The organism is Mycobacterium sp. PO1 (assembly GCF_017312405.1).
GTDB lineage: Bacteria > Actinomycetota > Actinomycetes > Mycobacteriales > Mycobacteriaceae > Mycobacterium.
Genome location: NZ_BLTG01000019.1, coordinates 118,256 through 142,155 on the forward strand (window position 1 = coordinate 118,256; position 23,900 = coordinate 142,155).

Below are 23,900 nucleotides of genomic sequence, written 5' to 3' on the forward strand. Positions count from 1 at the left end.
GGCACTGCGTCATCGGCTGCCGGATCCGGTCGATGCCCGGCGTTGCCGCAGTTCCTCCAGCAGCCGGTGCTCGGCGTCTTCACCCGGTGCAACCCCGGTGGGGACCCGGAACAGAAAGAACAGACCCAGGACCCACCAGCCGCCGAACAACAACCACGGCTGCGGGTCGAGGAACGCAGGCATCCCCGGGAGATACAGGCTCAACAGGCCTGCGCAGAGAACCACGGCCGCTCCGCCGATCAGCAAGCCGCCCTGGCCTTTTCCACCGATCCGCAGCGGCCGGTCCATGTCCGGTTCCCGTCGCCGCAGCACGAGGAACACGATGGACACCAGCAGATAGGCGATGACGATGCTCGGCGATCCCGAGTCGACGAGCCATCCCAGCATCGCCTCGCCGAGGAACGGTGCGAGGAACGACAGGCCACCGATGAACAGCAACGCGTTGACCGGTGTGTGGAATCGCGGGTGCACCTTGCCGAACCAGGCGGGCAGCATGCCCGAGCGTGCCATCGAGTACATCAGCCGGGAGGCGCCCAGCAGCAGCGAATTCCACGACGTCAGGATCCCGGCGATGCCGCCGGCGATCAGCAGCTTCGCCATCACATCACTGTTGAACAGCGCGCCGAAGGCGTCCGCGGTGGCGATGTCCGCCTCACCCAGGTCACCCGGCGGCATCGCTGACGACGTGGTCGCGATGACGAGCAGATAGAAGATGGTCGCCAGGATCACGGCGATGACGACCAACCGGCCGATCTGGCGAGCGGGCACGTTCACTTCCTCCGCCGACTGCGGGATGACGTCGAACCCGACGAACAGGAACGGCACCACGACGAGGACGGCGAAGAAGCCCGCGACTCCGCCGGTGAACAGCGGCTGCATGTTGTCCGGCGAGCCGCCGGTGAACGATCCGAACACCAGCATCAAACCGATGATGAGCAGCAGCACCACGACGAACGTCTGGACCACGCTGGCGAACTTCACCCCGAGGATGTTGATGGTGGTGATGACGATCGCCGCGATCGAGCCCACCAGTGCCCAGGTGAGATAGACCTCGCTGCCCGCGACATCCCACAGGTGAATCTGGTTGAGGTCGGGGAATAGGTACAGCGCGGTTCTCGGCAGTGCCACGGCCTCGAACGCGACGATGGTGACGTACCCACCGACGATCCCCCACGAGCCGATGAACGACCAGCGCGGACCCATGCCGCGCAGCAGGAAGTTGTGTTCTCCGCCCGCCTTGGGCATCGACGCGGTCAACTCCGCGTAGGTCAGGCCGACCACCGCCATGATCACCCCGCCCGCCGCCATCGCCAGCACCGCCCCGAGGGTGCCCGCGGAGCCGATCCAGTCGCCGGTCAGCACGACCCAGCCGAACCCGATCATGGCCCCGAACCCGAGCGCGAGGACGTCCCAGTTGCCGAGGACTTTCAGGAGGGAGGCATCGTCGGGCTTGGTTGCCACGTCTCGGTCCATGGTCTCCGGCCTTTCCCCAGCTCAACCAGTGCGATGGACCTACCCGTATCGGCCGGTTCGGAAACCGTCGATCTGATGCGGTGGGCCCGCGACGGGGTACCCGGGCCCGATCAGCCGTTTAGGGTGGATGACAGGCGGGCCTGCGACGGCCCGCCCTTCCGGGAGCGATGTGGAGGACACTGATGCGCCGACTGCTACTGAACAGGGCGGGAGCCACGGCGGCGATCCTCGGCGTCGCGTTGCTGCTGGGAGGATGCACGCCGCAGGTGTCGGGCGCGCCGCCCGCCGCCGATCACACTCCGCAGGCGCCGCGCCCGACCCTGATGCCCCAGGCCCCGCCCGCTGCGCCGCCGGTCCCTCTCGCCGGGCTCGACGACCGCGTTCAACAGGCGGCCGCGCAGGCCGCCGACGTGGGCGCCCAGATCGAGGCCGCCGTGTTGGACCGGCAGACCGGTCAGCTGGCGGCCCACGGCGCGAACACGCCGTTTCCGATCGCGTCGGTGGTGAAGCTGTTCATCGCCGACGATCTGCTGCTGCGGGAGTCGCAGGGGGACATCGAACTCTCGGCCGCCGATCGGCAGTCCCTCGATACGATGCTGCGGTCCTCCGACGACAGTGCCGCGCAGATGTTCTGGGACCGCAGTGGTCAGAACGCGGTGATCGACCGCATCGTCGCCCGGTACGGTCTGACCGGCACCACCGCGCCGTACAACGGACATTGGGACGTCACGCAGAGCACCGCAGGCGATCTCGTCCGTTACTACGACATGCTGTTGGCGGGCACCGGCGGGTTACCGCGCGAGCAGGCCGACATCATCATCGGCAACATCGCCCGGTTCACTCCGACGGGCAATGACGGCTATCCCCAGCGGTTCGGCATCCCCGACGGCCTCTACGCCGAACCCGTTGCGGTCAAGCAGGGTTGGTTCTGTTGTTGGAACGGCGGCAACCAGCTGCATGTGTCCACCGGCTTGATCGGGCCCGACCGCCGCTATGTGATGGCGATCAGCTCGCTGGACCCCACCGACGCCGCCACCGCGCGGGAGCACATCACCGAGGCCGTCAAGACGGTGTTCCCGGGTGGAACGGTCTGAGCGGAGAACCCCCGATAGAACAACCGCCCGTCAGCCCGCCAGCTTCGGATGACTCGCGGCGAGCTCGAGAAGTTGCAGATATCCGCGCAACTCCCAAGCGGCCCGGCCGATGAACAACCCGGTGACCTCGGCGATGCCGAGAAGATCTGCCGCGTTGTCGACGTTGACCGAACCTCCGTAGAGCAGTCCACCTATGCGTCCGAGGTATTCGCGACCGAGTTCGGCGAACGGCGCCCGCATCTCCTCGGCGGTGGCGGGGCGGCCCTTGTCGCCGATTGCCCACACCGGTTCATAGGCGATGAGGACCCGCTTCATCTGCTCGGGGGTGAGGCCATCGAGTGCGCCGGCTGCTTGATCGAGAATGAATCGTGACGAGTCCCCGGCACGTCTGACTTCGTCGCTCTCGCCGATACAGAGCAAGGGAACCAGCCCGTGGGCGAGCGCGGCCGCCACCTTCAGCCGGGTTGTCGCGACTGTCTCACCGAAGTGCTCGCGCCGCTCGGAGTGACCGATCTCCACGAGCTGAGCACCCGCGTCCTTGGCCTGAGCGACGGACACCTCGCCCGTCCACGCGCCATGGTCGTCCCAATGAGCGTTCTGCACTCCGAGCAGTACCGGCGTGTCCTGCCCCAGTGCCTCCCGGGTTGCGCTGACCGCGGTGAACGACGGAATGATGAATGGCTGCACTCCAGCGAGTTTCGTGCGCCTCAGGTAGTGGTCCAGCTCGCGAGCGTATCGACGGGCCTCGTCGAGACTCTTGTTCATCTTCCAGCTGGTGCCGACCCACAGGGTCGCCACGCCGTCGCGGGTCTCAGTCACCCTCGTACGCGCGGATGTCGTCGACCTTCGCCGCGGAGGAGGACTGTGGGTCGAACTCCAGCCCGAGCCACTCCTTGACCAGCGCACGCGCCAGTTCGAGTCCCACCACACGTTCCCCCATGCACAGCACCTGCGCATTGTTCGACAGGACGGAACGCTGGACGGAGTAGAGGTCGTGCGCGGTGACCGCGCGGACACCCTTGACCTTGTTCGCCGCGATCGCGACGCCCAATCCGGTGCCGCAGATCAACAGTGCCCGGTCCGCTTCCCCCCGTGCGATCTTCTCCGCGGCTGCGACGGCGACGTTCGGGTAGGACGTGTCGTCCTCGTGTTCCATGACCCCGACGTCCTCGACGGTGTCTACGCGCTCGTCGGACTCGAGGTCCTTGCGCAGCGCCTCCTTGTAGTTGAATCCGGCGTTGTCGCCGCCCACTACGATCCTCATTGCCATATCTGTTCCTCCACAGCGGTTGTCGTTCAGCGGGTCAGGTGCTCGCCGAGCGCCGTCATGAGCAGCGCGAAGGACAACGCGCCCGGGTCGGGGGTGCCCACGCTCTTCTCGCCCAGCACTCGCGCGCGGCCCAGCCGCGCTGTGATGTCGGCAGTCTTGGCGGCGGCGTCGTGCGCGACGCGCGCCGCAGCGGTGATCGCGGGGCCTGCGTCCGTGTCGAACGCGTCGGTCAGTGCGTCACGAAACGGCACGGCGGCGTCGACCATGGTCTTGTCTCCGGGCTCCGCTCCACCGAGCCGGAGGACGGCATCGATCCCGGCGGTGACGGCATCGACGACGCTTCGCTCTTCGGCCCCTTCGGTGTCGCTGAATTCGCCACCGGCACTGGTCAATGCGGCGCCCCACAGGGCTCCGGAAGTTCCGCCCGCAGCGTCCGCCCAGGCTTCACCGGCCATCAGCAGCGTGGTGCGAGCACCTGCGCCCTGATCGACCGCGGTGCGCGCGGCGCCGGCCGCGCCCCGGGAGCCGAACACCATGCCCTGGCCGTGGTCACCGTCACCGGCGACCGCGTCGAGTCGACCGAGTTCGCCTTCGTTGTCGGCACAGACCTGCCGGAACCTTTCGAGCACTGCGACGATCTTCTGGGCGCAGGTTCGCGAATCCTCGCTGGCATCGGGTATCTCGGTCTTGCCTGGATCCCAGGTGCCTGTGCGGGGGGCCCGATCGACGACCGGCATCGAGCCTCGCCGATAGGCCGGTGTCTCGGCCGGCGCGAGCCAGAGCTTTTCGAGTTCGTCGTCGAGGAACACCAACGTCAGCGACAGACCCGCCATGTCGAGGCTGGTGACGAATTCGCCCACCTCGGGTCTCACGACTGTCAGTCCTCGTTGCTCCAGTCGTTCGGCGATACGCCCGTAGACGACAAAGAGCTCTTCGTATTTCACCGTGCCGAGTCCGTTGAGGATCACGGCGACTCTGCCGTCGTAGCCGTCCTCGCCCCGTGGCGGCTCTTCGGCCAGCAGTTCGTCGACCAAGAGATCGGCAATGTCTGCGGCACTACCGATATCGGCGTCTCGGACCCCGGGTTCGCCGTGGATTCCCAAACCCACCCCCATGCTGCCCTTTTCGACGTGGAACAGCGGGTCGTCAGAGCCGGGTAGGGTGCAGCCCTCGAAGGCGAGTCCGAAAGAACGTGTCGCGTCGTTGGCCTTCCACGCCAGGCGTTCGGCCTCGTCGAGATCCGCCCCCGCCTCGATGGCCGCCCCGGCGATCTTGAACACGGGTAGATCGCCTGCGACACCCCGCCTGTCGCGGTGATTCTCGGAGGTGTTGGAGGCGATGTCATCGCTCACCGTGACGATACGGACGTCGATGCCTTCGTGACGGAGCTTCTCGGCCGCCAGGCCGAAGTGGAGAACGTCCCCGGCGTAATTTCCGAACCCGAGGATCACGCCGCCACCGTTCTCGGCGTTGCGCACCACGGAGTAGACCTCTGAGGCTGAGGGCGAGGAGAAGATCTTGCCGCATGGGGCCCCGTGTCCCATGCCGGGGCCGACCCAGCCCGCGAATGCGGGGTAATGCCCGGAGCCGCCGCCGATCACCAACGCCGGCTGGCCCGCCGGTGTCTGCGTCGAGCGAGCTACTCCGCCGGGGACCTCGACCAGAAGGTCTGGATGAGAGGCGACGAGGCCGCGGACCGCCTCCTCGGCGAAGTCGTCCGGCGAATTGAGGAGGTACGTCATTGTTCCGTCCTTCACGACGCGCCGGCGACGAGACGTCCAGCGCTACGAACCAGAGTGTGTGACCCCGATCCTATAGGATTCTCGGCGCTTAGTCAGCCGTGTTCACAGAATCCGACGGGCGGCGTCGCGACCTCTGCCGGCCGGTGACGCGTCGCTGCGCTTCCGCATGCTCGGCCAGCGCCCGCTCCTTCACACCGCTGATGTGGCTGTGCATGATGCGGTAGACCTCGGGCCCGTAGCCGCGCCGGAGCGCGGCCAGGATCTCCCGGTGTTCGGCGATCGCGCAGGCGGAGTCCTGCACGCCGACTCCGATGAAGAGTCGGAAACGCTGACCGTGACCGCCCAAGGCGTCATATGCCCTGAGCAATGCGCTGTTGTCTGCGTGTTCGGCGATCAGGCGGTGGAAGTGCTCATCGGCGCGGTGATACTTCCTGATCGCCGCGGCGTCAGGTGTATGAGGTGCGCGATCCTGCTCATCGATCGCCTGTTCCAGCGCATTCAACAACCGGGTATCGGAACGCTCGCAGGCCAGTTCGGCCAGCCGGGGCTCGATGAGCAGGCGCGCGTCCATGATGTCGGAGATCTCCTTGGCGCCGGGCATGTCGGGCACGCGGTAGCCCCGCATGGCGACCCGGACGACGTTGCCCGTGGACTCCAGACGGGCCAGCGCCTCGCGCACCGGAGTCGGCGAGACGCCGAGGTAGCGAGCCGTGCCGTCGATGCTGATGGGATCCCCCGACTGCAACGTGCCGTCGAGGAGCAACTCCATGAGTCGCTCGTAGACCTGGTCGACCAGCGTGTTGCGCACCGGTGCCGGGTACTCGTCGGCTCCCACTTCGGGCCTTTCCGCCGCTCCGGATCAAAGGACGAAATTCTAACCCCTGTTGACATTGAGCCCCAGAAATCCTATATCCTATGCGATCTAGAGGTTTGTGACTCAGACCACTTTGGAGGACGTCGATGCACTCGGCTCACACCTGGCCGATCTCAGCCAACATGCTCAGCTTCGGTAACCGGGCACCCGACGGCGGCCACATCAAGGACGCCCCGGCCGCAGTGTGGGCTTCACAGCTGCGTCAAGTGCGCGAACTCGGGTTCGACTACATCGACCCCACCGATGCCTGGGTTCCGCTCGCCGCATTGTCGGACGCACGCGTCGATGAGTTCGGCACCGTGCTGAGCGACGAAGGACTGGCCATCTCCTCCGTCTCGATGACCCGGAACTCGGTGGTGGATGTCGAACATGGCGAGCAGAACCTGGCCGATGCCCACCGCCTCATCGACCTCGCCCCCACTTTCGGCGCCACCATCGTCAACACCGGTTTCATGCAGGCGATCACGCCCGCGCAGAGCGAGCAGATCTGGTTCTGGCTCGTGGAAGGCCACGTCGACGACCCTGCTCTGCGTGAGCTGGCGATCGAGCGGGTTCGCGAACTCGGCGATCATGCCCGCTCCAACGGAATCCAGCTGAGCCTCGAGATGTACGAGGACACTTTCATCGGCACTCCCGACGAGGCAGTGCAGTTCATCAGCGACGTCGACCACGATGCTGTCGGACTGAATCCCGACCTGGGGAATCTCATCCGGTTGCACCGCCCGATGCCGCATTTCACCGAGATGTTCGCCAAAGTGCTTCCGTACTCGAACTTCTGGCACATCAAGAACTATTCGCGTGATCACGATCCGGCGACCGGCGCGTACAGCTCGGCTCCACTGCCACTGAAGTACGGGTACATCAACTACCGCCAGATGATTCGGCTGGCACTCGACCTCGGCTATTCCGGCCCGTTCTGTTGCGAGCACTACGGCTCTGACTCCCTGGGGGTGTGCGCCGAGAACCGCGAGTACATCCTGCAGGTTCTCACCTCCGCCCTCGCCTGACCCACGACCCGAAGGACATCCGCATGCGCACGATCAACACCGTCACCGTCGTCGGCGCGGGCTACATGGGCGGTGGAATCGCCCAGGTGCTCGCCCTGAACGGGTTCACCGTCCGGATCGCCGACGTCGACGCCGACGCCACCCGCGAAGCCCTCGCACGTCTGGAGAAGGAGGCCGAGGAGTTCGAGGAACAGGGTCTCTTCGAACCGGGCAGCGCCAAGACCATCATGGGCAACCTCACCGCGGGAGACAGCTTCGAGGACGCAGTGTCGGACGTCGACTTCGTCATGGAGGCCGTGTTCGAGGATCCCGACGTCAAGAAAGATGTGTTGAGCCGGGTGTGTGCGGCCGCCCGCCCGGAGGCGATCATCGGCACCAACACCTCGACCATCCCGGTCAAGGTCCTGGTCGAGGCGGTCACCCACCCGGAGCGGTTCCTCACCGTGCATTTCTCCAATCCCGCGCCGTTCATCCCCGGTGTCGAACTGGTCGCCGGCGAAGCCACCACCCAGGAGGTCATCGACTCGGTCAAGGACCTCCTCACGCGAGCCGGGCGCGAGGGTGCACAAGTTGCCGACACTCCGGGAATGGCATTGAACCGCCTGCAGTATGCGCTTCTCAAAGAAGCGACCCTGATCGTCGAACAGGGCGTGGCGTCGGTGGAGGACGTGGACACGATCGTGCGCACGACCTTCGGCTTCCGGCTGGGGTTCTTCGGCCCGTTCGCTATCGCCGATCAGGCCGGACTCGACGTCTATGCCAAGGGTTACACCACGCTGGAGAACGAATTCGGTGAGCGGATGGCGACCCCGAAGCTGCTCACCGACGCCGTCGCCGCGGGCCGCAAGGGAACCAAGAACGGCAAGGGTCTGACCGGTGACTTCGACGACGAGACCAAGGCGCAACTCATCGCCTACCGCAACAAGGCCTACTCCCGTATGGGTGAACTCCTTCGCGAACTCGGGCCGGCGCCGAAAGGCGACTGATGTCCCTGCTGCTCCCCACGACCGCCACGCAGACCTGATGACCACGAAGGGAATTCCATGGACGAGGTAGTCCTCGCGGAGCGGCCCGCCGGCCTGCTCGTCGCCATCGCCGTCGTGGCCATCGCCGTACTCCTCATTCTGATCATCAAGGTGAGGTTGCACGCGTTCTTCTCGCTCATCGTGGTCAGCGTGCTGACGGGTATCGCCGCCGGTATCGGCATCGGTGATGTCGTCAGCGTGGTCATCGACGGCTTCAGTACCACCGTCGGCGCGGTTGCGTTACTCGTCGGTTTCGGCGCCGTGCTCGGACGACTCGTCGAGATGACCGGCGGTGCACAGGTTCTGGCGGACAGGATGCTGGCCAGATTCGGTGAAGAGCGGGCGCCGCTGGCGTTGGCCGTGGCCTCGCTCTTCTACGCGTTCCCCATCTTCCTTGATGCCGGCTTCATCGTCATGCTGCCCATCATCTACACCGTGGCGCGGCGTCTCGGTGGCTCGTTCATGCTGTACGTGCTGCCCTCAATCGGCGCGTTCTTGATGATGCACGCCCTGACTCCTCCACACCCGGGACCCACCGCCGCGGCCACGGTGATGGGCGCCGACGTGGGAATGGTGGTCATCGTCGCCCTTCTGGTCGGCCTGCCGACGTGGTATCTGGCCGGTTACCGCCTGGGCCTGTTGATCGCCAAGCGCTACCCGGACATGCCGGTGCCGACTCTGCTCGGCGAACCGAAGGACTATCCCGAGGAGGAGCGTCCGGGATTCTGGACGATCATCTTCGTCCTGCTGCTGCCGTTGCTGTTGATCTTCTTCAACACCGTGTTCTCGACACTCGAGGCCGACGGTGTCGTGACCGAGGACAACCTCGCCTATCAGCTGTCCCGACTCATCGGCACCACCGCGATGGCTCTGCTGATCACCGTCCTGCTGGCGATGCTGTTGCTGTATGTCATTCCGAGGCGGCGCCGGGAACCCATCGGGGGAGTACTGGAAAATCTCGTCGACGACGCCCTGGCACCTGTCTGCTCGATAATCCTGATCACCGGTGCCGGTGGAGCTTTCGGCAGGATACTCACCGAGACCGGAATCGGGCAGACCCTGGCCGACGGATTGGACGCGCTGGGACTGCCGATCATGCTGGCCGGATTCCTCATCGCCGTCATCTTCCGCGTCGCCCAGGGCTCGGCCACCGTCGCCGCGACGACCGCAGGCTCCATCATGGCCCCGGCCGTGACCGCGATGGATGTCGGCACGATCGCGTTGGCGGCCGTGGTCGTCGGTATCAGCGCCGGTTCGATCACGTTCTCGCACGTGAACGACTCCGGCTTCTGGTTGATCGGACGGTTCTGTGGATTCGACACGGTGACCACGCTGAAGACGTGGACGGTGATCGCCACGGCCATCGGATTCATGGCCTTCGGACTGGCGTCAGTGGTCTATGTGGTGGCGAGCTGAATCGATCGACTCAGCTCGTCACCCGTCAAGCCGGGATGAGACGCACCGGAAGGTGATCGTGACGGTGGATGATGTTGTTGACCGCCCACGTCGGCGCACCGGTCATCTCGATTCGCGCTACCCGGTCGACGAGAGCACGCAGGATCGCAGTGGTTTCCAGTCGAGCCAGCCCCTGCCCGGCGCACGCGTGTGAGCCATTGCCGAATCCGACGTGCCGGCCGGCGTCGTTGCGGATGTCGAAGACATCCGGCGCTGCCCACTCGCGTTCATCGCGGTTCGCCGAGGCGTATAGCACCAGTACCCGGGCGCCGGCCGGGATGTGTGTACCGGCGACGACGTGTGCGCTCAGCACTTTGCGCGTGAACGCGCGCAGCGGCGACGCGTAGCGGACCACTTCGTTGACCGCGTTGGGAATGAGCGTCGGGTCACTCTTCACCAGCTCCCACTGCTCGGGGTGCGTGGCGAACAGGTGGATCGCACTGGAGATGGCGCTGATCGTGGTGTCCATGGAGGGGCCGATGTAATCGACCAACAGTGGCGGCACCTCGTGTGCCGGTAGGGTTCCGTCGTCGACCGCGCCGAGCAGCTCATCGGCCATGCTTCCCGGCATCACCGTGCGCTCGCGGACGACGCGGCGAGCGAACCGCAGCATCTGCAGGGCCCGCGGCGCCGCCTTGGCCGCCTGCCAGTTCAGCGGACCGAGGATGTCGAATGTGGCTGCTCCCCAATCCAGCAGCTTGTCGCGTTGATCGGTCGGCCAGCCGACCAGATCGGGGACGACAGCCGCCGGAAGGGCTGTCGCGATCTCGGCGACGACGTCGACGTCTCCTTTGCGGACAGCTGCTTCGACGACCATTCCTGCTTGCCGCTCGACGCTGTCAGCCAAGGCGCGGAGCGCCCGCGGCATCAACCGGTGGGCCACGAGCTTTCGGCGGCGGTTGTGCTCGGCGTCGTCGCTGTTGAGCGTGGTGCCACGGGAGAGGCGGTTCGCGACCGAGTTGGCGCCGACCCCGTGCCCCGACCGGTAGAGACCGTCATCACGCAGGGTGGCTTTGCATTCGGTATAGCGGGGCAGGGCGTAGAGCCGGTGCCGGGCCAGCCACACCACGGGCCCGAGCGCCCTCAGGGCCCGGTAGTGCGGGTGAGGATCGAGTATCGTCGATCTGCTGTAGATGCTCGGCCGGTACAGCGCAGCATCTTTCGGGCGGATCATCACAGGTTACCTCTCACTCGGTCGGGACGTCCCCTGGTCCGCTGCCGGCCCTGACGGCCGGCGCATGATCGACCCGCAATGTCGGCAACGCCCGGCACAGCGCGGTCAGATCGCGCCCGGCGCACATGACCGTGCGGTCGGGTCGAACGACGACGGCCGTCACGTGCCGGTCACGCAGCCAGTCGAAAAGCTCCGAACCCGGGGAGACGGCGACGGTGTGCGCTCCCCTCTCATCGACCATGCGCTGCTGCTGCGGTGTCAGTGGCGCTGCTGTCACCACGCCGAAGCCGCTGCCGAGCTCCTGATCGATCCGACAGCCGTTGTGCAAGAGGACATTCGGGCACAGCCGTCCGACGACTCCACGGGTGGTGACGGTGGGTTTCACCATCCTCGATCGCCGCAGTGCAGGCGTTTCGGAGTTCGCGATCCTGGTGCGGACGCCCGGTACCAGCCGCAGCTTGGGCAGGACGAGACGCCGGGCGGCCGAGCCGAATCGACCACCCGCGGTCATGGCGCGACCGATTCTCAGGGCCAGCGCGATCATCTGCCGTGCGTGTGGTTTCCGCTCCTGCTGATAGCTGTCGAGGACGTCCACCGACAGCTCCCCGCGGCACACACCCGCGATCTTCCATGCCAGGTTCATCGCATCGCGCAGCCCGGCACCCATGCCCTGGCCGATGAACGGCGGCGTGAGGTGCGCGGCGTCGCCGAGCAGGAAAATCGGCCCTGAGCGCCAACGGTCGGCGATCTGAGCGCGGAAGGTGTATTCGGCCACCCGCATGATCGTCAGCTCGGCATCGCCGACGTGACGAGTCCACGGAGCGATCAGGGGCCGCAGTGCCGCCAACGAGGCGAAGTCGTCTGCGGACTCGTTGTCGAGGAGGGCGAACTCCCAGCGGTAGCGAGCGTCGCCGATGCGCATATAGGTGGCGGCGCGCTGCTCGTCACAAACCTGGTGGACGCCATCCCACTGGCGCAGGTCCACCGTCGTCTCCACGTCGACCACGAGCCACCGCTGGTCGAACTTCCGGCCCCGCATCGTCGAACCGATCGCGTCACGCACGACGCTGTTGGCGCCGTCGCAGCCCAGCACGTAGTCCGCCGTCACGACCGACTCACGTCCGCTCGTCCGGTCCCTCACCTGCAGGCGGGGTCCTCCTGACAGCCCGGTGGTGATCCCGAGCACCTCGGTGTCCGGCCGCAGCCGGGCGCACGCGTACCGCTTCAGGTTTCGTCGCAGCAGTTCTTCGAGCGCGGGCTGGTCGAACATGTTCGCCGCCGGAAACCCGTTCGGGGTCAGCGTGCTGTCCCGGTTGAATTCCGCCAGCACGGTCAGGTCACGGGTGACCAGGCGCAGCCCCCGGGCCGGCCTGGAGATGACGCCGAACTCGTCGGCGACGCCGAGCCGCGCCAGGATGCGGTAGACCTCGTCGTCCAGGTGCACGGCGCGGGGCTGGGGATAGACCTGCGACCAGCGCTCCAGCACCATGGTGTCGACGCCGTACTGGGCGAGCAGCGTCGCCGCGGTGATTCCGGTGGGTCCGCCGCCGACGATCACCACCGAGACATGCTCGCTGTCGGCCGTGGACCCGGTTCCTGCACTCACGGCACGCCGGCGCGGAGCGGCTCCGGGACGACGCAACTCATGCGTGTCGTACCGTCAGCCGCTGCGCACCGAGGTCGATGGCACCGTCGTCAGTGGCGATCGTCGCCTCGATCCGGTCACCGTGCTGAAGGTAGTTGGGGTTCTTCGCCTGCCGGGTGAAGAACGCCTTCCATTTCACCGCCGGCGGCAACAGGTTGCCGATCAGCTCGATCGGCTTCGGCGGCGCTTTGAGCGCTGTGCCCGAGGGCGTGCCGGTCAGGATCAGGTCGCCGGCACTGAGGTGTTGGAACCGCGTCAGCGCCTGCAAGGCCTGCAATGGCCGATACAGCATGTCTCCGTCGACGACGGAGTTCTGCCGCTCGTCACCGTTGACACTCAAGCGCAGCCGCAGATCGCCGAAGCGGGCCAACTCCGCTGGGTCGAGCAGCACCAGGGCCGGACCCACGGGCGTGAATGTCGGATAGGACTTCGCCTCGTAGAACTGGGTTTGCGGCAGCTGGATGTCGCGGGCCGACACATCGTTGGTGACCGTCAGGCCCGCGATGTAGTCAGCGAGATTGGCGTCGGTGAGGCTGGTGCCGACCGGGACATCTCGTCCGACGACCAACCCGATCTCCACTTCGTAATCGAGCAGTGTGACGTGGGACGGGCGCACGATCTCGCTGTGCGGGCCGCTGATCGACGCTGATGACTTTCGAAAGAAGGTCAACGGCACCGTCTTCGGGTCCATCCCGGAGTCGACTACGTGGGATTCGAAGTTCGTCATCTGCGCGACGACCCGGCACGGCGCAGTCACCGGCGACAGCAGGTCCAGATCGTCCACCGCGACCGTCCCCTCGGAGGCGGCGGCCGCGTCGACCGCGGCCCGGTCCGCGAGAAGTTCACCGGTACTGGTCGCCGTGGTCGAGATCTTGGCTGCGCCGGTCGGGGTCTGCACCCACCAGGCGTCAGCGGTGCGGAGAACGGAAACGGTCACGAGACAGCAACTTTCAGTAGGCCGATGAGGCGGTTCAGGTCGAATTCGTTGTCGTGGCGTAGGGCGGTCAGCATGGAGGTGAGCTGATGACGCGCTGCGCGCGGGCTGGTATCGAGAAAGTCGCTGGTCGCCGGCGGTCCCCATTGCGCCAGCCCGGACGCCGTGAATGGGGCCCACCCGGGTTCGAGCGAGTTGTCGAACTTGTCGCCGTCGGCGAAGTGCTCGACGAGGAAGCCGTCGGGATCCCGCCAGTAGTCGAACAGTTGGCTGCCCTGGATGTGCCGGCCGATGCCCCAGGACCGGGCGTAACCGCGGTCGTGGAGGTACTCACCACCGGCGGCCAGGGCGTCGAGATCACAGACTTCGTAGGCGGAATGGACGTATCGATCGGCCGGGCCGAGCGCCAGCGCGAGGGTGTGATGGTCGGCGGGAACAGACCCGAGGTCGCAACGGATGAAGCTCATGGCCGGGCCCCGGTCACGTTGGCCCGGGAAGAACAGGAAATCGCTGACGATCATGCCGAGGGTGTCCAGGTACCAGTCGAGGGTCTGCCGGTAGGTGGTCGACTGCAGCACCAGATGTCCGAGCCGTTGCACACGCGCCGGAACGCGCGGCGGCCGCACCGTGGCGTTGATGCGCGCATCACCGCACCCGGTGTTGGCCACCTGCGGCGCCTGCGACGGATACGCCGGGAGCTCATGCATTCCGGCTACGACCTTGACGGCGTTGCCACTCGGGTCGGTCAGCTGCACCGACAGTCCGCCGATCGGTTCCGGCAGCCGTTGCACGGGCACTCCGAGCTTGTCCGAGAGCCGTACCACGTCCACTTCGTCGGCCGCGCGGAAAGCGGCACCGGCGAAGCGGGTGCGCGGTCCTCGTCGCAGGATGACGCACGCAGCCCCGGCCTCGGTACCGCGAAGATGCAACTCCTGCGGGGAGCGCAGCGCGACACCGAACCCGAAGGCCCGCGCGAACGCCTCGGCGCGGACCAGGTCGGGTTTGTCGAACTCGAGCCACGCGATGTCGGCGATGCGGATGACCGGGTCGCGGGAGCGGCCCGCGTGTTCCCCGCGCAGCGCACCCCGCTCAGCGTGCAGGTCGGTGTGCGCGCCGGACATCGGCGTCTCCGTAGTCGACATGGACAACCACAACCTCTCATTGGTTGACGAAATCGTCACATGCGATCGAAGCGTCAGTCAAGAGTCTCTGACGAAATCATCAGAATTGACTTCTCCTGGTACTCTGCCTGCCATGGATGCGCCCGAGCGCGAGAGCCGCGAGCGGTCAGAAGAACCGGTCAACCGGCTGGAACGGCGCAAGATGCGGACCCGGGCCGCCCTCATCCGTGCCGCCCAGGGATTCATCGCCCGAAACAGGATGGACGTACCGGTCCTGGAGATCACTCAAGCTGCCGACGTCGGAATGGGTTCGTTCTACAACCACTTCGGCAGCAAGGAGGAGTTGTTCGAAGCTGCCGTGACCGACGCCCTCGACAGGTTCGGGGCTCTGCTGGACGGTCTCACGTCATCGACAACCGATCCCGCGGAGGCCTTCGCGGCCAGATTCCGCCTCAGCGGCCGGCTGTTTCGACACCGCCCGCAGGAGGCCGCACTGCTGCTGGCCAATGGCAGCTCGCTGATCCTGTCCGAACGCGGCCTGTCTCCCCGCGCGCAGCGAGACATCACCACGGCGATCGAGCAGGGCCGCTTCACGATCGGTGATCCCGAGTTGGGCCTCGCAGTCGCCGGCGGTACGTTGTTCGGTCTGGGCGCACTGCTGCGTGACCGTCCCGACCGGGACGTGGACGCCACGGTCGACGAGATGACCGAGAAGGTGCTGCGCATGTTCGGTATGACGCCGAAGCAGGCGCAGGCTCTGTGCCGAAAACCGTTACCCGATCTGTCGTCGTTGCACGAATCGCCGGTCGACTGGCCGACGCCGCGGCGGTGAATCGGGTCTGCTGGGCGGGCGCGGCGAGGAGGCCCGCCGCTCATTCTCTCCGGACGGCCGCCGGTCCGTGCAGTACAGCCGGCGGCGGTCGGTGTCGTACCCAGGTGCTGTGATCGACGTCCGCCGCCGCGGCGTGGCGCCACTATCAACAGCTGTCACTTTGTTAACATCCCGCCGTGCCGGAGACACCATGGGCCAGAGCTGAGCAACGCTCGCGCCCGGTAAACCGGCGACAAGCACTGCGCATCGCGGCCGCCATGTCCGCGCTCGCCGGGTTCGGCGCCGCGTCCACCCACCGAGCGCCCGAGGCGTCCGCAGCGCTGCCGACGCTCATCGACTACGCCATGCGCCAGATACCGGCACAGGACATCCGCGCCGCCGGCCATGCCGGTGTGATCAACTACGTCTCCACGTCACGACCAGGATCGAACTTCGGCGCCAAGCCGATCACCCTGCCCTATGCCCGCTCGCTCAACGCCGCGGGGCTGGCCATCGTCAGCAACTACCAGTACGGGAAGCCCGGCGGGACGGCGCCGTCGGACTTCACCCGGGGTTATGCCGGCGGGGTCGCCGATGCGCGCACCGCATGGGCGCTGCACACCGCAGCAGGCGGCGGCCGCAGCGCACCGATCTTCTTCAGCGTCGACGACGACATCGACCGCACCGCATGGAACGACCTGGCACTGCCGTGGTTTCGCGGCATCAACTCCGTACTGGGCGCGCAGCGCACGGGCGTCTACGGCGGCGTCAACACCTGCCAGTGGGCCGCGGCCGACGGGGTCATCGGGCGATCGCTGTCACCGGGGCACGTGTGGGCATGGCAGACCCGATCCTGGTCTCGCGGTCAGATCTACCCGGCAGCAGTGCTCTACCAACGCATCATCGACACCGCCTCGAATCCCGGCCCGATCGTCGGCGGCATCCGCGTGGATGTGAACGACGTGCTGGCCCAGGACTGCGGCCAGTGGAGTCTTCACCCCTGAGCGCTGCAGCTCACCCGGGTGTCGTGGTGATGTGAACGTGGTCGTAGTGCCCGTAGCCCGAGGCTTGCGGACCGGCCGGCGTGTAGTACGTGCCGCGCCAGATCACGTCCTGCAGCCCGAACCGGGCCGCGTTGCTCATCGCGAAGGCGAGTATTTCGTCTCCGAGCGCGATGCCCTGCGGGCTTGCCGAGTTGGGAATCATGATGTCGATCGCCAGACCGCTCGGATGCCAGGGCTTGGAGTCCGGGCGGACGCCGTCGATCGCGGCGATCTGGGGGAACCTGGCGCTGACGGCTCGGGCCGCCAAGACGGTGTTGGGCTGCAGCCCCGCCTCATTCGCCACACCCACCGGCAACGCCTCCGGGAGGCCGGGGGGCGGTGCCGGTACCGCCGCAATCGGTGGGTCGACCGGGGTGGGCGCGGCGGGCGCGGGCGGGAGGACGGCGGCGGCGTTGTCGACAGCCGCCCGCTGGGGTGGCGTCAACACCGCATACTGCGCCTCGGCCGCGAGGATCTGCTGCTGCAGACCGGTCCACTTGACCTGCAACTCGGTTTGCACCTTGGCCGCCTGCTCGGCGGCCCCGCGGGCGTCGACGGCCGACTTCTCGGAAGTCCGGGCGGCCGCGGCGGCGCGTTCGCGCGCTGCCCGGAAAGCTCTCATCTGATCAGCCATCTCCGTAGCCATCGCGCGTTGCAGCGACAGCTCGTCGATCAGTTGTTGCGGGGACGCCGCGCTGAGCACGGCGGCCAACTGATCGGTGCGCCCACCCATGTACGTCATCGCGGCCACCCGGTTGACGGCCTCCTGGTAGGGCTGCAGCGCTGAGTTCGCTTCCTCGAGGGCCCGCAGTTCGGCGCGGTGGCGGTCTTCGGCCGCGGCCTGCGCCGCCCGAGTGGCGTCCACGTCACGCTGCGCCTCCGTCACCGCCTGACGCGTCTGCACGGCCTGGCGGGACAGCTCCTCGAGCCGGGACACCGCGTCCGAAGCCGGGTCCGCGTGGACGCCGACCGTCGTGACCGCCACGGTCAGGATCGCGGCCGCGAAACCGTACGTCAGGCGCCGGAGTGCGCAGCGTCCTGACGTCATGCGCAGCGTCACCATCCTTCGCGGCAGAGGCCGGTGTCATCCCGGTCACAGGTCTGGGACAGGTTACGAAGTGGCCCCGGCGATGTCCACCCGACGGGAGTTGCCCCCTGCTGGCGCTGTTCTCAGCCACACGGCCAGTACCGCGGCGATACCGATACCGCTGGTCACGGCCAAGAGCGCCGACTGGCTACCCACATTGACGACCACCGCCACCAACGCCCACACCGCGGCGACCGCGACGCCGCCGGAACCCCGCCCGAGCCACAGTGCCGCCAGGACCGCCGCGAGCGCGCAGATCAGGACAACAGCCTGCCAACCGTCCGATGCCGGATCCGCCGACTCGTGGTCGCCGAGAGCGGAGGCGAGGTTGACGAACACCGCGACGGTCACCCAGCCGCTGTACAACCCGACCGTGAAGCTCTCGAGCCGCGCCTCCCGGCGGGCCACTCCCGAGCGCAGCGGATGGCTCATCGCCACCCGCAGTGCGCGCAGCGCGGCAGCCACCATCACCACGAGGACCGCGAAGGTCAGCCAGGAGTTGCCGACCGTGAACGCCACCGACCACGACGCCGAGGCCAGGTACAGCGCCGCCAGGGGCGTGACCAATGCCGCCTGATCGGCGACCGCGGTGCCGTTTCGCACCACGACCACGGCGTGGACCACGCACAGCAGGTAGATGACGCCCCAGACGGCGAAGGCGTAAGGCGCCGGGCTGATCAGCAGATCCACGCCGCGGCCGCCGGGTGAGTCGCCGCCCGAGAACTGCACGGCGGTCATCGCCACCTGCAGCAATGCCAGAAGCAGCAGCATCCACGACCCGGCACGCCGCTGTGTCGATGTCATGGTTCCCAAGCTAACGCCTCAACCGTGATCGGCCCCGGGCCGACGGGTCCCCCACACGATGGTGATCGGAGACGTACCGCCCGGCCGTTAGGCTGAGTTCGCGAATCGGTCGGGCCTGGGGGGAGGTCGTGATGCCAGGCGATGGACCACCCGGCTGGTACCCCGATCCGTCCGGGTCGGGGTCGCCTCGGTGGTGGGATGGACAGCAGTGGACCCTGCACTTTCGTTCCACCGCCCCGCGACCTGACGCTTCTGCGACAGCCAGGGTCCCGCTGGGTGGCAGGGAGCGGATCGCCGTCTTCGTCGTTCTGATGTTGGTGACCGTGGGCATCGGCCTGGCAGGGGTGCACGTCCTCCGGGGTCGCGACGAGGGAGACTCGTTCCAGCAGGGCTACGAGCTCGGGCGGCGAGTCGTGCACTTGGTCGAGGACGGCACGTCACCGCAAACGGCGTGCGAAACCATGGTGTGGGCTGATCAGATCGGCCGGGGTGCACGATATTCGCGTGCAGAAGTTCAGGCACGCACGGCGGGGTGTCTGGAAGCAGTGAGCGACGTGACGGAGCGGTGACATGCGGACGTCGCCATCTGCGGCGGCCACTCGGATCCAGCTCGGCCGGCAGGCCGGCCTCCGGCGCGGCCCGAAACATGCGATCAGGGCATCCCTCAGGGGCTAGCCTGCACGGATGCCATCGACGCCTCTCCCTGTGGTGCTGGCCACCCTCGCCCTCCGGCGCCGCCTCAAGCAGCTCGCGGACCGACTCGTGCCGCCCCAGATCGCGATGCTCGATCTCGGTGAGGGCGTCGGCGGGGTCCAGGTTGCGGCCACCATCGCCGAACTCGGCATTGCCGATGTCCTCGCCGACGGACCGATGACCGCACAGCAGATCGCCGCCCGACTCGACTGCGACGCGGAGACCACGCATCGCCTGCTGCGCGGCGCGGTCGCGTGCGGACTGTGCACCATGAACCGCCGCACGGGGGTGGTGACGCTGACCCGGACCGGGGCCGTGTTGCGCAGCGACCATCCCGCGTCACTACGGGCCTGGATGCGCTACAAGGGAATGCGGTCGACCGTCGACGCCTGGGGCGGACTGGCCGAGAGCGTGCGCACCGGCCGGAGCTCGTTCGAGATGGTGCACGGCATGTCGGTCTGGGAGTGGTACGCCCAGCATCCCGACGAAGAACGTGTGTTCGCGTCGACGATGCGTCAGGCCACCGAAATCAGTGCCCGCGCCATCGCACGGGTCTACCCCTGGCCGCACGACGCTGTGGTGTGCGACGTGGCGGGCGGGATCGGGACGCTGCTGTCGACGGTCGTGGCCGAGTCCGGCGGGACTCTGCGTGGTGTCCTGGTCGACAGTGCCGGAATGATCGCGCAAGCCGAGCAGTTCCTCGCCGACCGGGGTGTCGCCGACCGGATCGACTGCGTCGAGGGTGACATCTTTCGCGCCGTGAACGCCACCGCCGACGTATACCTGCTCAAAGATGTCCTGCACGACTGGGACGACGAACGCTGCCGCAAGATCCTCGCCGCGGTGGCAGCGAGCATGCCCAGCGGCGCGAAGCTCGTGGTGGCCGAATACCTCCAAGATCTTCATCGCCCGAATCCGTTCTCGCCGCTGATCGACCTGCACACGCTGACGCAGCGGGATGGCGGACGTCTGCGCTCGGAGGCTGAGCTGTCGGCGCTGTTCACCGACGTCGGTTTGCGCCCCACCGGCCGGAGTTTCTCGGTGGTGCCGCACGACCTCGTCGAGGCGGAGAAGATCTGATCGTCGGTAGAGTGGTCGAGCACTATGACTGTCAGACGCGGTGCGAGGCGATGGACGCTCCTCTTCGCTGCTCTGGTGGTGAGCGCCGGCCTCGGATCAGGCACAGCCGTCGCTGCTGAACTCGGTGACTATCGCTGGGAACATCGCCCGCTGTTGCTGTTCGCGCCGGCGAACAGCGATCCACGCCTGGTGGAAACGCTGAGCCGAATCGACGCCAATCGCTGCGACGTGCTGGATCGCGACATGGTGGTCGGCGTCGTGGTCGGCGAGGGCACCAGCACGCTCGACGGTCAGGTGATCGACACCCAGCAGACGCAACAGCTGATGGGCCGATACGGCGTCGGCGATACCGACTTCACCGTGGTGTTGATAGGCAAGGACGGCGGCGAGAAGTGGCGCGTCAACGACGTGCCCAGTCTCCGAACAGTTTTCGCCGTGATCGACGGGATGCCCATGCGCAACCGTGAGATGGCCGCGGATCCCGGCCGATGCTGACTCCGGCAACAGGTCGGCGACGTGGCGACACCGTCGACCGGGGCCGGCGCTCACCACACTGTCACCCTGAGAGCAGCGCGGCGCACATATATCCATGCCGGAACGCTCAGAGCGACATTGCGTCTACCCGGAGGCCCGGTCGGCTGGTCGGCATGCTCATCTGGGTTGCACTCGTGGTCGCATCGTGCGGCAAGGCGGGGCCTTCGCCCGCCGATGACACGACGGAGACGACGGCGACAGCCGGCGCGTCCGGGCGAGCCGTGGCGCTCGTCGACCTCGAGAATGCCCGCGAGGTGGCGGCCTGGACCACGGTGAACGACCCGGTCATGGGCGGCATGTCGACGTCGAGCATTGCGTTCGGCAACGGTGGCCTGATGTTCTCCGGGGTCATCTCGCTGGAGAACAACGGCGGATTCGCTTCGGCCCGCAGCCCGCAGAACCCGGACATCGGGCGGCGAGCCGCAGGCGCGAAGGCACTTCGCGTTCATGCTGAGGGCGACGGCCACATGTACATGGTGAAGGTGGGCATCGCGGGGCAGCCATGGTCCTACATCCAACGCTTCCCCACCGAGGCGGGCGTCCCACGGATCTACGACCTTCCCCTCGACGAATTCGAGCCGGTGGGCAAGCGGCTCAAGCCGGCCCCCGACGCGCCCCCGACGATGGATCCGTCAACCATCGACCAGTTGGCTGTCTACATTCTCGACAAACAGCAGGGACAGTTCGACATCACCGTCACCGCGATCGACGCCACCACCTGACGACGCCGCGCGATCGACGCACGCGTGATCGGCCTCTCGTCCGCTCGCCAGGTCACTGAGGGGTTTCGGCTGGGCCGGCGCATCGCTGTCCGATTCGACAGCGCGGAAGTCGCGAAAGTCGTTGGGGTCGAGCGCCGAAATCCGCACGGTGTACCAACCCAGGGACGGGGCAGCACCGCCGAAACCCGGGTGCCGGTCGGTGCCTCAGATCGATGGATTGATCAGCGCGATGCTGCTGCGGACGGCCTCCTCGGTGACCTCGGCCAAGGGTCGGTCGCGTTCGACGGTGTGTGCCGTCAGTTCCCGGAGGCCACCGATCAGGAGCACCGCGCGTGCCTGGGGGATCCGGCTGATGCCCGCGGCTTTCAATTCATCGGTGTCGCTGAGTGTTTGGACCAGTTGAACGAAACGGTCCATGGCCTCACGCTGCAGAGAACGTGCCGCGGGACCGAGCGCGGGGACATCGCGGATCCAGCTGAGGGTCACATGGCGGCGACGCTCGGACCAGTCGAACCACGTCTCGACCGCTTGCCGGACCTGGGTCTGCCATGGCGCGGAGGGGTCGACCGCGGCGGCAACGGCCGCGAGGTTGGCGTCATTGGTCTCGGACAACAGCGCGAGGAGGCAGGCCTCGCGGTCTTCGAACTCCGCGTAGAACTTCGACTTCGATGTCCGCGCACGCCGCACCACGTCAGCCACCATCGTGCTGCCGTACCCCACCTCGGCGATGGATTCCGCCATCGCGTCGAGGAGGCGGCGTCGGTATACGCCAGCAACATCTCCGTCCGGTCGCGCGCGTGCGCGCTCGTCCACTGCGTTCAACCCGCGTCCCTTCTGCCAGGTCGATGGTAGGCCCGGCAGCGCGGGCGATGGTGGGGCGAGCCCGCGATACCCGGTTCGCCGATCCATCACGGCGCTGTGTGGTACACCGGTGTACTAAGGCTAGTACACTCGTGTACCGAAGGAGGCTTCATGGCTCACGCGACACTCGACCCCGTCCGGCTGCCACCCGGTCCGACGGCTCCGCGCATCGTCCAGGGCGCGGCCATGCTGCTCAACCGACCACGTGCGCTCGAGTTCGCCCGCCGGCGCCACGGCTCGGCATTCACCGCCTCGCTGCCGCTCTTCGGAGACAGCGTGGTCCTCAGCGATCCCGACCTGATCAAGGAACTGTTCACCGCAGGAGACCTGGTCGAGACGATCACCAACCTCGGCGACGTCATCGGCCCGGGTTCCACGTTCAGCCTCAACGGTGAGCCGCATCTGGCCCGGCGCAAGCTGCTCATGCCACCCCTGCACGGCAAGCGGATGCAGGTCTACGAGCAGATCATCGAGGAGGAAGTGGCCCGCGAGCTGTCGACGTGGCCGGTGGGGACGCCCTTCGCCACGTTGCCGTCGATGATGCGCATCACCCTCAACGCGATCCTGCGCGCGGTGTTCGGCGCCGAAGGGCCGGAGCTGGCGGCCATGCGGGAGCTCCTCCCGCCGGCGGTCCTGCTCGCCTCCCGGCTCACGGTGCTGCCCCCTGCCTTGCGTCGCGACCTCGGGCGGTGGAGCCCGTGGGGCCGACTGGAACGGATGCGCCGAGAATGCGACGAGCTCATCGGCACCCTCATCCACCGCGCCAGATCGGCTCCGGATCTCGACGCACGCACCGACGTGCTGGCCATGTTGGTCGCCGCCCGAGACGACAGCGGCCAACCGATCCCCGACGACTACATCATCGACGAGCTGCAGACACTGCTGGCCGCCGGCCACGAAACCACGGCCACCACGCTGGCGTGGGCTGTCGAGCGGCTCCGCCGCCACCCCGACGTCCTGTCCCGGCTGGTCGAGGACGTCGACGCAGGGGGCTCGGAGTTGCTGCAGGCCACGGTGTGGGAGGTGCAACGCAGTCGACCGGTGATTCCCGGCGTCCTGCGGGTGACGAAGGGCCGCACCCGGTTGGGCGAATGGGTCCTGCCCGCGGGGCACACCGTCATCGCCAGCATCGCGCTGTCGCACAGTTCCGCGGCGAACTACACCGACCCGTCCCGCTTCGATCCGGCCCGCTTCGTGGAGACCAAACCCGACACCAGCTCATGGATTCCGTACGGGGGCGGGGTACGTCGATGTGTGGGCGCGGCGTTCGCCAACACCGAAATGCTCATCACCCTGCGCGAGATTCTGCGCACCTACACACTCGAACCCGCGTCGGAGCCGGATGAGCGCCCCCGCTCCCGAGGCATCGCCAATGCCCCGGCTGCGGGAGCCGTGGCCGTCGTGCACCCGCGGAACCTCGCACAGCCCAGCGGCTCCTGACGATCCCGAAC

At 67.2% G+C, this 23,900-nt stretch carries 23 protein-coding genes; 11 read left to right on the forward strand and 12 right to left on the reverse strand.

Annotated elements, in window-relative coordinates; genetic code table 11:
• Window positions 1-9: 9 nt before the first annotated feature.
• On the reverse strand, window positions 10-1,461 hold the full coding sequence (locus J3476_RS09275) for an APC family permease (RefSeq protein ID WP_286182797.1): 1,452 nt from the start codon (window positions 1,459-1,461) through the stop codon (window positions 10-12).
• Between the two features lie 191 nt (window positions 1,462-1,652).
• Between J3476_RS09275 and J3476_RS09280 the strand changes: the two genes are divergently transcribed.
• Complete coding sequence (locus J3476_RS09280; RefSeq protein WP_373889044.1) at window positions 1,653-2,567, forward strand: hypothetical protein; 915 nt, start codon at window positions 1,653-1,655, stop codon at window positions 2,565-2,567.
• A 30-nt stretch (window positions 2,568-2,597) separates the two neighbouring features.
• Here J3476_RS09280 and J3476_RS09285 read toward each other — a convergent pair whose 3' ends face one another.
• The 4 genes from J3476_RS09285 to J3476_RS09300 form a co-directional block, all read right to left on the reverse strand.
• Complete coding sequence (locus J3476_RS09285; RefSeq protein WP_286182798.1) at window positions 2,598-3,386, reverse strand: triose-phosphate isomerase; 789 nt, start codon at window positions 3,384-3,386, stop codon at window positions 2,598-2,600.
• Window positions 3,379-3,837, reverse strand: a complete 459-nt coding sequence (locus J3476_RS09290; RefSeq protein ID WP_207066197.1) for a ribose-5-phosphate isomerase — start codon at window positions 3,835-3,837, stop codon at window positions 3,379-3,381. Before J3476_RS09290 ends, J3476_RS09285 begins: the two co-directional genes overlap by 8 nt.
• A 26-nt stretch (window positions 3,838-3,863) precedes the next feature.
• Window positions 3,864-5,579 carry a dihydroxyacetone kinase family protein gene (lerK, locus tag J3476_RS09295; RefSeq protein ID WP_207066198.1) on the reverse strand — a complete coding sequence of 572 codons (1,716 nt, stop codon included), beginning with the start codon at window positions 5,577-5,579 and terminating at the stop codon, window positions 3,864-3,866.
• A gap of 88 nt (window positions 5,580-5,667) precedes the next feature.
• Window positions 5,668-6,414 (reverse strand): GntR family transcriptional regulator, encoded by a 747-nt coding sequence (locus J3476_RS09300; RefSeq protein ID WP_286182800.1) that lies wholly within the window; start codon window positions 6,412-6,414, stop codon window positions 5,668-5,670.
• A gap of 125 nt (window positions 6,415-6,539) precedes the next feature.
• On the opposite strand from J3476_RS09300, the gene J3476_RS09305 reads away from it, so the two are divergent.
• The 3 genes from J3476_RS09305 to J3476_RS09315 are packed head-to-tail and all read left to right on the forward strand — an operon-like array spanning window position 6,540 to window position 9,901.
• Window positions 6,540-7,460 (forward strand): sugar phosphate isomerase/epimerase, encoded by a 921-nt coding sequence (locus J3476_RS09305; protein ID WP_207066199.1) that lies wholly within the window; start codon window positions 6,540-6,542, stop codon window positions 7,458-7,460.
• Between the two features lie 23 nt (window positions 7,461-7,483).
• Entirely contained in the window at window positions 7,484-8,446 is a 963-nt protein-coding gene (locus tag J3476_RS09310) for a 3-hydroxyacyl-CoA dehydrogenase family protein (RefSeq protein ID WP_207066200.1), read from the forward strand.
• A 57-nt stretch (window positions 8,447-8,503) separates the two neighbouring features.
• Complete coding sequence (locus J3476_RS09315) at window positions 8,504-9,901, forward strand: GntP family permease (RefSeq protein ID WP_207066201.1); 1,398 nt, start codon at window positions 8,504-8,506, stop codon at window positions 9,899-9,901.
• Between the two features lie 25 nt (window positions 9,902-9,926).
• On the opposite strand, the gene J3476_RS09320 is transcribed toward J3476_RS09315, so the two are convergent.
• The 4 genes from J3476_RS09320 to J3476_RS09335 are packed head-to-tail and all read right to left on the reverse strand — an operon-like array spanning window position 9,927 to window position 14,835.
• Entirely contained in the window at window positions 9,927-11,114 is a 1,188-nt protein-coding gene (locus J3476_RS09320; RefSeq protein WP_207066202.1) for a cytochrome P450, read from the reverse strand.
• A 13-nt stretch (window positions 11,115-11,127) separates the two neighbouring features.
• Complete coding sequence (locus tag J3476_RS09325) at window positions 11,128-12,720, reverse strand: bifunctional 3-(3-hydroxy-phenyl)propionate/3-hydroxycinnamic acid hydroxylase (RefSeq protein WP_207066203.1); 1,593 nt, start codon at window positions 12,718-12,720, stop codon at window positions 11,128-11,130.
• 37 nt (window positions 12,721-12,757) lie between these two features.
• Window positions 12,758-13,696, reverse strand: coding sequence for a fumarylacetoacetate hydrolase family protein (locus J3476_RS09330; RefSeq protein ID WP_207066204.1), 939 nt, complete (start codon window positions 13,694-13,696; stop codon window positions 12,758-12,760).
• Window positions 13,693-14,835: a VOC family protein gene (locus tag J3476_RS09335; RefSeq protein ID WP_207066205.1), complete on the reverse strand. Its 1,143-nt coding sequence runs from the start codon at window positions 14,833-14,835 to the stop codon at window positions 13,693-13,695. The genes J3476_RS09330 and J3476_RS09335 overlap by 4 nt, the downstream gene beginning before the upstream one ends.
• Before the next feature lie 112 nt (window positions 14,836-14,947).
• On the opposite strand from J3476_RS09335, the gene J3476_RS09340 reads away from it, so the two are divergent.
• Together J3476_RS09340 and J3476_RS09345 are read left to right on the forward strand one after the other, a co-directional pair.
• A complete protein-coding gene (locus J3476_RS09340; RefSeq protein WP_207066206.1) occupies window positions 14,948-15,646 on the forward strand; it encodes a TetR/AcrR family transcriptional regulator in 699 nt (232 codons plus the stop codon).
• Window positions 15,647-15,903: 257 nt separating this feature from the next.
• Window positions 15,904-16,629, forward strand: a complete 726-nt coding sequence (locus J3476_RS09345) for a DUF1906 domain-containing protein (protein ID WP_163679737.1) — start codon at window positions 15,904-15,906, stop codon at window positions 16,627-16,629.
• A 10-nt stretch (window positions 16,630-16,639) separates the two neighbouring features.
• Here J3476_RS09345 and J3476_RS09350 read toward each other — a convergent pair whose 3' ends face one another.
• Window positions 16,640-17,716 carry a glycoside hydrolase gene (locus J3476_RS09350; protein ID WP_207066207.1) on the reverse strand — a complete coding sequence of 359 codons (1,077 nt, stop codon included), beginning with the start codon at window positions 17,714-17,716 and terminating at the stop codon, window positions 16,640-16,642.
• 63 nt (window positions 17,717-17,779) lie between these two features.
• Window positions 17,780-18,559, reverse strand: coding sequence for a hypothetical protein (locus tag J3476_RS09355; protein WP_207066208.1), 780 nt, complete (start codon window positions 18,557-18,559; stop codon window positions 17,780-17,782).
• A 131-nt stretch (window positions 18,560-18,690) separates the two neighbouring features.
• On the opposite strand from J3476_RS09355, the gene J3476_RS28180 reads away from it, so the two are divergent.
• The 4 genes from J3476_RS28180 to J3476_RS09375 all read left to right on the forward strand — a co-directional run bounded on the left by J3476_RS28180 (window position 18,691) and on the right by J3476_RS09375 (window position 21,588).
• Window positions 18,691-19,128: a DUF2510 domain-containing protein gene (locus tag J3476_RS28180; protein WP_207066209.1), complete on the forward strand. Its 438-nt coding sequence runs from the start codon at window positions 18,691-18,693 to the stop codon at window positions 19,126-19,128.
• A 115-nt stretch (window positions 19,129-19,243) separates the two neighbouring features.
• Window positions 19,244-20,332, forward strand: a complete 1,089-nt coding sequence (locus tag J3476_RS09365; protein WP_207066210.1) for a methyltransferase — start codon at window positions 19,244-19,246, stop codon at window positions 20,330-20,332.
• 78 nt (window positions 20,333-20,410) lie between these two features.
• Entirely contained in the window at window positions 20,411-20,827 is a 417-nt protein-coding gene (locus J3476_RS09370; protein ID WP_286182801.1) for a DUF4174 domain-containing protein, read from the forward strand.
• Window positions 20,828-20,979: 152 nt separating this feature from the next.
• The gene (locus J3476_RS09375; protein ID WP_207066212.1) at window positions 20,980-21,588 is read left to right on the forward strand and encodes a CIA30 family protein; all 609 of its coding nucleotides are present in this window, start codon (window positions 20,980-20,982) and stop codon (window positions 21,586-21,588) included.
• A gap of 204 nt (window positions 21,589-21,792) precedes the next feature.
• Here the strand turns inward: J3476_RS09375 and J3476_RS09380 are convergent, their stop codons facing one another.
• Window positions 21,793-22,401, reverse strand: a complete 609-nt coding sequence (locus J3476_RS09380; RefSeq protein WP_286182803.1) for a TetR/AcrR family transcriptional regulator — start codon at window positions 22,399-22,401, stop codon at window positions 21,793-21,795.
• 159 nt (window positions 22,402-22,560) lie between these two features.
• Between J3476_RS09380 and J3476_RS09385 the strand changes: the two genes are divergently transcribed.
• Window positions 22,561-23,889 carry a cytochrome P450 gene (locus J3476_RS09385; RefSeq protein WP_207066214.1) on the forward strand — a complete coding sequence of 443 codons (1,329 nt, stop codon included), beginning with the start codon at window positions 22,561-22,563 and terminating at the stop codon, window positions 23,887-23,889.
• Window positions 23,890-23,900 lie beyond the last annotated feature (11 nt).